This is a genomic window from Acetanaerobacterium elongatum (assembly GCF_900103835.1).
Lineage (GTDB): Bacteria > Bacillota > Clostridia > Oscillospirales > Ruminococcaceae > Acetanaerobacterium > Acetanaerobacterium elongatum.
Map to the genome: position 1 here is coordinate 97,026 of NZ_FNID01000001.1, position 11,504 is coordinate 108,529.

The 11,504-nt window shown below is 51.0% G+C and carries 11 protein-coding genes; 2 read left to right on the forward strand and 9 right to left on the reverse strand.

Annotated elements, in window-relative coordinates; genetic code table 11:
* Positions 1-202: 202 nt before the first annotated feature.
* The 4 genes from amrS to BLR50_RS00450 all read right to left on the reverse strand — a co-directional run bounded on the left by amrS (position 203) and on the right by BLR50_RS00450 (position 5,317).
* Positions 203-1,030 carry an AmmeMemoRadiSam system radical SAM enzyme gene (amrS, locus tag BLR50_RS00435; RefSeq protein WP_092637367.1) on the reverse strand — a complete coding sequence of 276 codons (828 nt, stop codon included), beginning with the start codon at positions 1,028-1,030 and terminating at the stop codon, positions 203-205.
* Positions 1,027-2,412, reverse strand: a complete 1,386-nt coding sequence (amrA, locus tag BLR50_RS00440; protein WP_092637369.1) for an AmmeMemoRadiSam system protein A — start codon at positions 2,410-2,412, stop codon at positions 1,027-1,029. The genes amrS and amrA overlap by 4 nt, the downstream gene beginning before the upstream one ends.
* Before the next feature lie 177 nt (positions 2,413-2,589).
* A complete protein-coding gene (locus tag BLR50_RS00445; RefSeq protein ID WP_092637371.1) occupies positions 2,590-4,638 on the reverse strand; it encodes a TaqI-like C-terminal specificity domain-containing protein in 2,049 nt (682 codons plus the stop codon).
* Between the two features lie 97 nt (positions 4,639-4,735).
* Positions 4,736-5,317 carry a hydrolase gene (locus BLR50_RS00450; protein WP_092637373.1) on the reverse strand — a complete coding sequence of 194 codons (582 nt, stop codon included), beginning with the start codon at positions 5,315-5,317 and terminating at the stop codon, positions 4,736-4,738.
* Between the two features lie 227 nt (positions 5,318-5,544).
* On the opposite strand from BLR50_RS00450, the gene ybaK reads away from it, so the two are divergent.
* Complete coding sequence (gene ybaK, locus BLR50_RS00455; RefSeq protein WP_092637375.1) at positions 5,545-6,021, forward strand: Cys-tRNA(Pro) deacylase; 477 nt, start codon at positions 5,545-5,547, stop codon at positions 6,019-6,021.
* A gap of 99 nt (positions 6,022-6,120) precedes the next feature.
* Here ybaK and mscL read toward each other — a convergent pair whose 3' ends face one another.
* The 5 genes from mscL to BLR50_RS00480 all read right to left on the reverse strand — a co-directional run bounded on the left by mscL (position 6,121) and on the right by BLR50_RS00480 (position 10,614).
* Positions 6,121-6,570, reverse strand: coding sequence for a large-conductance mechanosensitive channel protein MscL (gene mscL, locus BLR50_RS00460; RefSeq protein ID WP_278277973.1), 450 nt, complete (start codon positions 6,568-6,570; stop codon positions 6,121-6,123).
* A gap of 98 nt (positions 6,571-6,668) precedes the next feature.
* Positions 6,669-7,463, reverse strand: a complete 795-nt coding sequence (locus BLR50_RS00465) for an ABC transporter ATP-binding protein (protein WP_092637377.1) — start codon at positions 7,461-7,463, stop codon at positions 6,669-6,671.
* Positions 7,464-7,504: 41 nt separating this feature from the next.
* Positions 7,505-8,416: an ABC transporter permease gene (locus BLR50_RS00470; protein WP_341465389.1), complete on the reverse strand. Its 912-nt coding sequence runs from the start codon at positions 8,414-8,416 to the stop codon at positions 7,505-7,507.
* Between the two features lie 143 nt (positions 8,417-8,559).
* Positions 8,560-9,528, reverse strand: a complete 969-nt coding sequence (locus BLR50_RS00475) for an ABC transporter substrate-binding protein (RefSeq protein WP_092637380.1) — start codon at positions 9,526-9,528, stop codon at positions 8,560-8,562.
* A 324-nt stretch (positions 9,529-9,852) separates the two neighbouring features.
* Positions 9,853-10,614: a hypothetical protein gene (locus BLR50_RS00480; protein WP_092637382.1), complete on the reverse strand. Its 762-nt coding sequence runs from the start codon at positions 10,612-10,614 to the stop codon at positions 9,853-9,855.
* 183 nt (positions 10,615-10,797) lie between these two features.
* Here BLR50_RS00480 and BLR50_RS00485 point away from each other — a divergent pair, with 183 nt between their 5' ends.
* The gene (locus BLR50_RS00485; protein ID WP_092637384.1) at positions 10,798-11,502 is read left to right on the forward strand and encodes an ABC transporter ATP-binding protein; all 705 of its coding nucleotides are present in this window, start codon (positions 10,798-10,800) and stop codon (positions 11,500-11,502) included.
* The last annotated feature ends 2 nt before the right edge of the window (positions 11,503-11,504 follow it).

Below are 11,504 nucleotides of genomic sequence, written 5' to 3' on the forward strand. Positions count from 1 at the left end.
AATATCAGGAAAGGACTCGTTAAAGCAACTGTGTCATATCTATTTACAGACTTTCTCCGAAAGAGGGCATACACGCAAACGGAATCTTTGAAAAGAAACAGAATAACTGCATCAGGGTTATTATAAAGCCCTTAAACAAAACCTGCGGGATTAAGCAGCATATTACTGTTTCATCCCGCAGGTTTTGTTAGTTTTATTCTGATTAACAGTTTCCCACATAAACATACTTCAGGTTGTTATGTGCCGTTTCGGCCAGCCGGTAAACCGTTTCAACCGGTGTGGGGCCGCGGTCGGCCATTTTGTAGCGCGGGAAAAAGCGTGAGACATGCAGCGGTATATCGGGGCTGATTGAGGCCAGCCACCGTGAAAGCGCCGTCATCTCCCGCTCACTGTCGTTTTCATTGGGGATAATCAGGGTGGTCACCTCTACATGGCACCGGCTCGCCGCAACTTCAATTGTTTGTTTTACCGTTTCCAGCTTGCCGCCCACCAGCTTGTAAAAACGTTCCGAGAAGCCCTTGAGGTCGATGTTCATCGCGTCTGTGAAAGGCAGAAGTTCTTTTAGCGGTTCTGCATTGATAAAGCCGTTTGTCACGATAACGTTTTTTAGATTATGCTTTCGCGCCAGCTTGGAACAATCCAGCACGAACTCATAGCCCACCATAGGCTCGTTGTAAGTGTAGGCTAAACCGATATTTCCGTTTGGGATAAGCTTTAGCGCTTTTTCAACAAGCATCTGTGGGGAGGCTTTTAAGGTATCAACCTCTTCCCCGCCCGCCATGGAAATCTGATAGTTCTGGCAAAACGGGCAGCGCAGGTTGCAGCCGTAGCTTCCTACCGAAAGGATTTTACTGCCCGGGTAAAACCGCATGAGCGGCTTCTTTTCAATAGGGTCTAGAGAAATGCTTGTAATCTGCCCGTAGTTTTTGCAGATGATTCTGCCGCCCTCATTTTTGCGCGCACGGCAAAGCCCTGTGTGACCCTCCTCAATCGTGCAATAATGGGGGCAGATTTCACACTGTACCTTCATAGGTGCCGCACCACCTCAAACCGCTGGAGCGTAACCGCTTCTCCGCTTCGTATACCCGCCTTCCGCATGGCGATATCTACCTGCTGCCCGGGGGTATCCACCCCTTCAAGGTTCGGCAGCAGCAGGCCGCTTTTGTGCCCGCTTAGCACAATCACGCCGTAACGCTTCACATCCAGCTGCGCAATGGACTCAATCGGCTCGGGCTCTGCCAGAACATCCACGCTGTAAACAAGGTAGGGCAGCTCCGCTTCGGTTACCGGAGAAAAACGTGGGTCCTGCGTACCGGCGCTTACGGCGTTTTGCAGAATCTCCTCTGCCACACTTTCCGTCGTCGGCTCGATGGTACCGATGCATCCGCGCAGCTCACCGTACTTTTTCAGTGAAACAAAGGTTCCGGCCCTGTGGTTGAGCATTTCGTCCGGCAGATTCTCGGGCAGCACGGCGCGCCTGCCGGTTTTAATATAGGTTTCAAGTGATAACCGGGCCAGCCGCACATACGGGTCTTCTTTACCCTTTATATCGCCCAGCCTTTGCAGAAGTTCCTCTTCATAGATTTTGTCAAAGCGGCGGCTGTCATCCTGCCCCGTTACCGAAAAGGCGCATACCGCATACCCAACCCCGAACGGCCCCTCATACGAGAGCAGCTTTGGCGTTACCGCTTTGCCATCGAGCGCCCCCGCCATAATAATGAAGGAGCGCAGCCCGCACTCGGCGGCAGCATCACAAAAATTGGGGGGAAGATTCATCATGCGCAGAAAGTCACCGTTTACCATCATGTCTGTGATCTGACGGTCAAACTCGGGGCCTTCCACCGCAAAGCCATAGGGGCCGTCCTCCTTCAGCTTATGGGAAAGGTCGCCGCTCGCAACAAACACCACCCGGCGGTTCAGCCGCTCGGCTGTCTGCGCAATCAACCTGCCAAGGCGATAATGGTCGGTAACCGGCAACCCCGAAAGGCCGATGCGAACCAGCTTATAACCATCCAGCACCTCGTCAATGAACCTTAAAGGGATGACGGTGCCATGGTCGAGGTGCTTTTCCCGCTCGCCGAGCGTTCCGGCCGCAAGCCCCGTCTCTTCCGCCGCTTGCGCCAATACCCGTACAAATTCGCTGTCGTACTGAGCTTCTGCGCTCACACCCGAAACGCCGAACTGGCGCAGGTCGCCCTTTGCCTTCTCCCCGGGCGAGATGTGAAAATAATCGGCATACATGGCGATATGCGGCGAGGTTAGTACAATCGTATCCGGCTTTAACTGTGAAATTCTGCGCGCGACCTCGCGGTAGGCATCAACGGTTTTTTGAATCTTTCCCTCTTCGCCGCGCCCCACCTCAGGCAGGATAATCGGCGGGTGCGGCACGATAAAGGCGCCTGCTATCGGCATAAGAGCAATCCCCCTTCAAACAAAGACTACACTTTACAGGCCTGCTATTTACAGATTCATTATATCACTTTCCAGTCGATATAATCAGGAAGCTTTCTAAACCTTTATCGCTCGTCTTAAAATGAATTGAGCCTGCTTTTGCAGGCTCTTGTTAATTTATGGATTATCCAAAGCTTTTTAGCATTTCCCTTCCACCGGTTCCGGCAGCCTCTGCGCGTGTGCTTTTACAAGGCGGCGCTCGGCGGGGGTAAGCTCAAACGCGTCCATGATCAGGGTGTCGATCTGCTCGATCAGCAATAACCGCAGCTCGGCGTTGGGGGCGGCGATTACCTCGTCTACCAGCTGGCAGGCCTTGCGGTAGGTCGCTTCCGCCGCCAGCGGGATGGGGATATCCTCGATATGGCTGCGCAGCACCTTCACCGACTGAAATTTGTTGGTGAAGTAGAAGTGCGCCGCCGAGCTGTTAAGTACCGCCAGAACATACTTGATGGGGATGTTCTCAAACCGCGGTATCAGAATATTGCAGCTGTTAAGCGATAATGTCTGCTTATCGTCGTAGGCAAAGCAGAGTGAGGACGATACAAACTTATAGATAAGCTTTTCAGGGGCACGGTAAAAATGCTCGGGCGCAACCTGCTGAAAGCGCTTCGGGTCAAACCGCAGATATTTTTCGGGCTTGCTGTAGGTATAGGCGTAGATGTCGGTACCGCGCAGCACCGGCTCCATCTCTTTATAGCGGCGGTCTTTTAAAAAGGAGCGGTTATCGCCTGTAACGATACCAAGGGCGAAGTCGGCATGGTTGAGCAGCCGCACCACATCCTGCTTTTTATCCAGCTTCACAATCAGGTTGTTAGCCTCATCCTCCACCGAAAAGTTGAAGATGCTTGAATGCTGCAGGCGCAGGGGCGATACGGTATAGGGCGCACCGCCGTTTTCCACCTCGATGGCCTGAGGGCTGTCGGCCTTGCCCTTGCGCAGCGTAATGGTGATGGTAGGGGCATAAACCTTATCAAAGATATTGCGCCAATACTTCACCTTTATGATGTCACAGTTTTTTACCACAAAGCCGCGCAGGCGGTCGTGCGCCATTACGTTCAAGAACGACTGCGGCAGCACATAACACACCGTACCGCCCGCTTTGCAGGTTTGAATAGCCTTGAGCAGAAAAACTGCAAACGATTCCACATAGCACAGGTTCGCATGGGCATACCGCTCTCGTACCTTGTTTTCATATTCCTTCTCGTAGGCGCTGCCCCACGGGGGGTTGGAGATAATCACGTCGAAGGAATCATCCTCAAAATCAAACAGGCTGTCTGTCACCTTTAGGTTTGTGTATAAAACCTTTGAATCCCCCAGCCGCGCCGCAAGGGTAAGGTTGACGCGCGCAAGGCAGATGCTGATAGGGTCTATATCCGCCGCAAACAGGTTTGCGGCAATCAGTTGCTCACTGTTTACCGCCTTGTTCCGCGCGTGCAGCATATGAAAGATATTTACAATAAAATTTCCTGTACCGCAGCAGGGATCTAAAATACGCCTGCCCTCTAGCGTGCCGGTTTTTAACAGATAGGCTGCGCAGTCCTCGGCTATACGCTTGGGGGTGTAATACACCCCTTCGGTTTTGCGCTTGGCGATACTGCTGATAGACATATATAAAAGGCCGAGAAAGTCCTCATCCTTTATGTATTCAATCTCTTCCGTCAATGCGGGCAGCGCATGCTTAATGTCTGAAGCAGTACAATCCTCCGGCAGCATATCGGTAATCAGGCAGCGGTACTGTGCAAGGAATTCTCTATTCTTCAGGTATTCCTCAAGATACACCGGTACCCCGCCCTTGATAAGCCCTCTGCCCGCCAGCAGCTTCATCGAGTATTCGGCTAATATCAACCGCATCAGCCGCTCGCCGCCGCCCAATGTATCAATGCTTGCAACAATACGCTTGGCGGCATCGGTATACTCCTTCTGCGCCACATACCCCGCCGGAACAACATTTCCGGTATGCTTGGTTTTGTTGCGTCGCCGCGTTAGGCTCTCGCTCTCGCCGCTTTGAATGCTCAGCAGCAGGCGTTCGACATCCTTTTTGGCAAAGCAGAGCTTGCGAACCGGGGTTTTTACTGGCTTGAGCTTGCCGTTTTTTACCCAGTTGCGCGCGGTGGCCTGCGATATCATCAGCATAGAACAGGTCTGTTCAATGGTGATGACATCCTCCGGTAGTGTGATACCTCTCATCAGATAACTTCCAGCCTTTCGGATTCTTTAAAGTCGTAACTCTTGCCGTCAAAAGAAAAACCTAGTAAGCGCCAGCAGCCTTTTCTGTGCACGCTTATTATCTGCGCACAGTCGAGGTGCCCTGCTCCCGCAGGTAGGTGGATTCAAGGTCGGCCAGATGAAGCTTTACCGCCAGCGGGTATTTTTCATACGCGCCGCTTACGCCAAAGCTGCCGCCCTTTACCGATTCGTCAAAGCCGCCCATATGCCAGCGGATTGCCATCGCCTCGGCGGGCTTTAAACGCACAAAGCGTTCGATTAAGAACACCGATTTCTCGCCGTGACCGTAGGGGAAGATATCCTCGATGGTGTAGTAATTCACCGGCTCCCACTGCCCTTTTTCGTTCTTAACGTTGCGGGTGGCGGTTTTATAAAACTGCGCCTTGCACAGGTCGTGCAAAAGACCGCAGAGGGCAAAGCTTTCGCGGTTGTCGGTCTCCTCGCAAAAATGCTTTTCCATCATCACCTTATACACGCTTACACTGTGCTGAACCAGCCCGTTCTCACAGGCACAGTGGTATTTGGTGCTGGCGGGGGCGGTAAAAAAGTCGGTGGTTTCCAGCCACTTTAACAGCTCTGCCGAGCCCTCGCGGGTGATATTCTGGGTATAGATATCGAAAAACTCCTGTTTGTAAGACATAATAGCGCCATGCCCTTTCTTTGCTAACTGTATACGAACAAAATGTCTGTTTGATAAGATATATAAAAACTGCCCTGCCGCTCAGTTCTGGCAGGGCACTGACCATATTATAACATACTACCGTCTTCAACACCACAAAAACCTTACGAAAGGTCTCACTGCTCCCGGTTGCATTACCCGCGCCTGTTGGTGTAGAATAGCAGTGCAGGTAAGGAGAATGAGATAAGATGAGTGACATTGCAAAAACAAACGCCATGCGCATGCTTGACAGCGCGGGCATTGAATACCAAATACATACCTACGAGCCCGGCGATGCCATCGACGGCGTTTCGGTGGCCCACAAGCTGGGCAAGGATGCATCGCAGGTGTATAAAACCCTTGTTACGCAGGGGAAGGGCGGCGGCTATTTTGTATTTGTGCTGCCGGTAAACGAGGAGCTTGACCTGAAAAAGGCCGCCCGTGCCGCGGGTGAAAAGGCGGTGGAGATGATACCCGTAAAGGATATTAACAAGGTGACCGGCTATATCCGAGGCGGGTGCAGCCCTGTGGGCATGAAAAAGCTATACCCCACCGTCATCCATGAGGACGCAATCCTGCTAGATACCTTTACGTTAAGCGGCGGGAAGATCGGCATGCAGATGGAGCTGAACCCCGAGGCCCTTTGCGGCTTTATCGGGGCCAAATTTGAGGACATAATCCTGTAATAAAACGTCACTATGCGGCAGGGATTTATCCATACGCAAAGGACTTATTTCTTATAAATCTACAGTATGTTATATAATCATCCGTTTAGCGACAACATTTTATCCCTTTTTCAGCAGGTCGCGAATTTCGGTGAGCAGCTCCGCCTCTTTGGTTAAAACGGGCTTCGGCGGCTCGGCGGGCTTTTCCTCCTTCTTGCGGCGCAGGCGGTTTAACAGCTTCACCATGAAGAACACCACCAGCGCAATGAGCAAAAAGTCCACAATCTTTTGCAGGAACATGCCGTAGTTAATCAGCACAGCTTTACCGCCGTTGATGACGGGCAGCGCGTAGGACATATCGGAGAATTTAATCCCGCTGATAAAATAGCCGATCACCGGCATGAGGATGTCGTTCACCAGTGAATTCACAATGGCGGTGAACGCGCTGCCGACGATAATGCCGACGGCCATATCCACCACATTGCCGCGGGAGATAAACTCCTTAAACTCGCCCACAATCCTGCCGTTCTTTTTAATGGTTTCCTTTGCTTTATTCATATCTACTGCCATAGAGCAACACTCCTTTTACCTTTTTCTAGCTTATAACAATACTTTATCATAAAACCGCCGCAGGGGCAATCGCTCCTGCGGCGGTTTGTTTAATCCCGTTATGAAAGCAGCATACGGTCGTTGGCAAACTCGTTACCGCTTACCGTTCCAAACTTCTTAAGCAGGTCTTCCACCTGCAGGCTTTTTTTCTCCTCGCCCGAAACCTCGTACACAATGCGGCCCTCGTGCATCATAATCAGGCGGTTGCCGTACTTGATGGCGTCCTTCATGTTGTGGGTTACCATCAGGGTGGTGAGGCCGTCCTTTTCAATAAAATCGCGGGTGAGGTGCAGTACCTGCTTGGCGGTTTTCGGGTCAAGCGCCGCGGTGTGCTCGTCTAAAAGCAGCAGCTTCGGCTTTTGCAGGGTAGCCATCAGCAGCGTAAGCGCCTGACGCTGGCCGCCCGAAAGCAGGCCAACCTTAGAGTTCATGCGGGTTTCCAGCCCCAGCTCCAGCAGCTTTAAACGCTCGTGATAAATTTCACGTTCGGGCTTGGTGATACCCCAGCTTAACCCCCGGCGTTTGCCCCGGCGGTAGGCCAGCGCAAGGTTTTCGATGATCTCCATATCCGCAGCGGTGCCGCGCATCGGGTCTTGGAACACACGCCCGAGCATCTTGGCGCGCTTGTGCTCCGGCTGAAAGGTGATGTTCTCACCGTCCAATACAATCGAGCCTGTATCGCAGGTATATACCCCCGATACCATGTTCAGCAGGGTAGACTTGCCCGCGCCGTTACCGCCGATAACGGTTACAAAGTCGCCGGGCAGGAGGGTGAGGTTTATATCAATCAAGGCTTTCTTTTCGTTGATGGTGCCGGCATTAAAGGTTTTGCTTACACCGGTTATCTGAAGCATGGTGTTTCCTCTTTTCTTGGTTTACATAATTCAAGGCGGTGTTATGCTGCCTTCTTAATTTTGTTGGGCTTAAGCAGGCTGTCTTTTATAACGGGTATGGAAAGCGCCGCCGCCACAATAACAGCGGTAAGCAGCTTCAGGTCGGTAGACTTCATGCCAAGCCACAGCACAACGGCAATAACCATACGGTAGATAATAGAGCCCATTACCACCGAGAACAGCTTGTACAGGAAGGAGAAGCGCCTGCCGAAGATTACCTCGCCGATGATTACCGAAGCAAGGCCGATAACGATGGTACCAACACCCATGCTTACATCGGCAAAGCCCTGACTTTGCGAAACCAGAGCGCCGGACATAGCAACTAATCCGTTGCCGATAAGCAGGCCGAAAATCTTCATCATATCGGTATTTGCGCCCAGCGCGCGCACCATCTGCTCGTTGTTGCCGGTAGCACGGATGGCGCTGCCCAACTCGGTGCCGAAAAACCAGTATAAAAACGCCATCAAACCAACACAGAACACCACGCCCACCACCAGTGAGCTTATATTCTGCGAAAGCGGCAGCAGCTTGCTTAATTGTGTCATTACGGTATCCTCACCCAGCAGCGGAATATTGGATTTATCCATAATACGAATGTTGATGGAATACAAGGCAATCATAGGCAGGATGCCGGCAAGGATAGCCGGAATCTTCAGCTTGGTGTTCAATACGCCGGTTATAACCCCCGCAAGCATGCCCGCAAGCGTTGCAACCAATACGGTAAACAGCGGCGGTGCTCCGTTTACAATCAAAACCGCACTCACCGAACCGCCCAGTGCAAAGCTGCCGTCTACCGTCATGTCGGCAAAATCCAGTACCTTAAAGGTGATGTAAACCCCCAGGCACATTATCCCCCACAGAACCCCCTGCGGAATGGAAGCGCCTACGGCGGAAACCAAACTCATCAAATCCATTACTATAACTCCCCTATGTATTTAAGGTTATTGAGGCATAATATCTCGTATCCCGTGTAAATACAGCCGTAAAATAAAAGTGGCGGCAGGAATTAAACCCACCGCCATTTATTATAGCACGTTACAGCGCTAAAGAAAACCCATTATTTCTTGGCTTTATCTAAAAGTTCCTGCGGGAAGGTAACGCCAATTTTTGCTGCAAGTTCGGTGTTAAGGGTAAGGTCAAGGTTGGTGAGGTATTCGATAGGCATATCGGCAGGCTTAGCGCCATCCTTCATTATCTTAACAGCCATTGCAGCCGTCTGCTTGCCAAGGTTGTAGTAGTTAATGCCATAGGTGGCAATACCGCCGTTCTTGACCATATTGGCTTCACCAACGATAACAGGCAGCTTCGCGGGCTCGGCAACCATGCCAACCGTAGCCATTGCGCCCGCAATGGTGTTGTCGGTGGGGATATAAACAGCGTCGCATTTTCCAACAACCGACTGGGTAACCTGCTGGAGCTCGTTGGAGTTGGAAATGGTAGCCTCAAAGGTCTGTATGCCAAGCTTCTCACATTCGGCCTTAGCAAGGTCGATTTGGAACTTGGAGTTAGCTTCGTTGGAGCAGTACATCAGAGCAACCGTTTTTGCATTCGGAACAACCTGCTTTAACAGCGCTATCTGCTCTTTAATCGGGTTGAGATCAGAGGTGCCGGAAACGTTGGTGCCGGGCTTTTCGTTGGACTGTACCAGCTTTGCGGAAGCAGGGTCGGTTACAGCTGTAACCAAAATGGGGATATCCTTGGTAGCATTGGCAACTGCCTGTGCGGCAGGGGTAGCAATGGCTAAGATTAAATCCTCTTTATCGTTTACAAATTTGGTGGCGATGGTTTGGCAGTTAGCCTGTTCATTCTGCGCATTCTGATAGTCTATCTTGATATTCTTGCCGTCTTCGTAGCCTGCTTCCTTTAAGCCGTCTACAAAGCCCTTGTAAGCATCATCCAGCGCGGGATGCTCAAGGAGCTGGATAACGCCGATTTTAACTACCTTGTTAGAATTAGAAGAGGCACAACCGGCAAAAAGCGAAACGGTTAATGCTAATGCAAAAGCCACAGATAAAAACTTCTTCATACTGTTCCCTCTTTCCTCATATATCGTGTTATTGCTGTGTCGCTTTAAAGGTTTAAAGCTTTTATTTAATAAAGTTTACATCTATTTTAGTGATTAATCAAGCTTTATTTATAATCAGAAGGCAACATTTACAGTTCCGTATAAAAACTCGCATCTATGTATCTTTTTCTTATACTATTATGCTATAGACATTTTTAGTATAAGCGTGCCAAACTCCTTTTTCCGCCTTTGTGCGATTCGATAAAAAATTCGCCGCAAAACTGCTTCGTTTTACGGCGAATTACTCATTGTATTTCTGCGTCGAAATATGAACTTTAGTAGAACTTAATTGAGCAGTTCATTCTGGGCGCGCAACGTTTCCATGGTACCTGTTTTCTGGCGCACACGGATAATCTCCACCCTGACTTCTCCTTCGTTCAATCCGGTGTGGCAGTAGACATTCCATAAAACCGCGCGGTGCGTGGCGTCGGGCAGCGCCCCCAGCAGTTGCTCTACCAGTTCGTAGAGGGTGTGGATGTTGTTCTCCCCTGTCGCCTCCTCGGGTACAAATATGCAAACCAGCGTTCCGGCTGCATGCTTGCCGGTAAGACGCTTGATATCCTCCTTCACCGCCTCGCCGGAGGGCCATTCGCTGTAGGCAAGGCTGTGGCGGCTGATGGTGCGCTCCCCGTCAAAAAGCTGACGCAGCTCCGCATCGTCCAGCTCCAGCATCCGCGCGTCGGTTTGGATATGAAGCAGTATCTCCTTCAGGCTCCTAATCTTCTCTAAGGCATCCTCGCCGTCTATCGGCAGCGCGTAGGAGAACTTAGGGCGCAAAGCCTTAATCACCTCCGGGTGCGCGTTATTGACAATAATGAGCGAAACCTCCCCTGTTTTGCAGCGATCGAGCACCTTGTCCAGCAGGGCCAGATCGTTTAGGCTTTCACCGTCTGCAATCAGGTATTTATAATACGCCCAAAGGTAATCGTCAATCTCCTCCGGGGTATGAATCACGCCGCTTTCATCGGCGATATATGCGGTAATATACTCTCCCACACCCACAAAGGCAATATCCTCTTCCGAGCGTGTACCCTGAATAAACTCCATGATCTGAATCTGTCCTTTCTTAGGGTGTTGCGCTTTTCTTCCATAGCTATTATAGCACAGCTTTAAACAAAAAACACAGTTTCCGTTCTGTTGAGCCCCTTTGTTCATAATTTCATTAAGAAAACCGTCTTTATTAGGCGTATAATACTTATAATTTATGGCAGTAATGGTGGGGGTGCTTGCATGGGCAGCTTTGTAACACTGAAGGATGTATGTAAAAGTTACAGGATGGGTGAGGTTACTATCCATGCTGCAAACGGCATCAGCTTTGAGATTGAAAAGGGCGAATTCGCCGTTATTGTAGGCCCGAGCGGTGCGGGCAAAACAACGGTGCTGAATATGCTGGGCGGCATGGATACCTGCGATTCGGGACAGATTGTGGTGGATGGAGAGGATATCGCCGCTTACAGCCGCAAACAGCTGATTGCCTACCGCCGATATGATATCGGATTTGTATTCCAGTTTTATAATCTGGTACAGAACCTTACCGCAAGGGAAAACGTGGAGCTTGCGGCGCAGATCTGCAAAAACCCCATGTATGCCGAGGAGATGCTGCGTGAGGTTGGCTTGGGCGAGCGTATGCAGAACTTTCCCGCACAGCTTTCTGGCGGCGAGCAGCAGCGCGTAGCAATAGCAAGGGCTCTGGCCAAGCGCCCCAAGCTGTTGCTGTGCGACGAGCCCACCGGCGCGCTGGACTACAACACCGGCAAAACCATCCTAAAGCTTTTGCAGGATACCTGCAGAAGCCTTGGCATGACGGTGATTGTAATTACCCATAACCTCGCCATCGCCCCCATGGCCGACCGGATTATCAAGGTGAAAAACAGCCGTGTGGAGGAAATAAAACGCAACGAGAACCCTGTTCCTGTGGAAAGGATTGAATGGTAGCG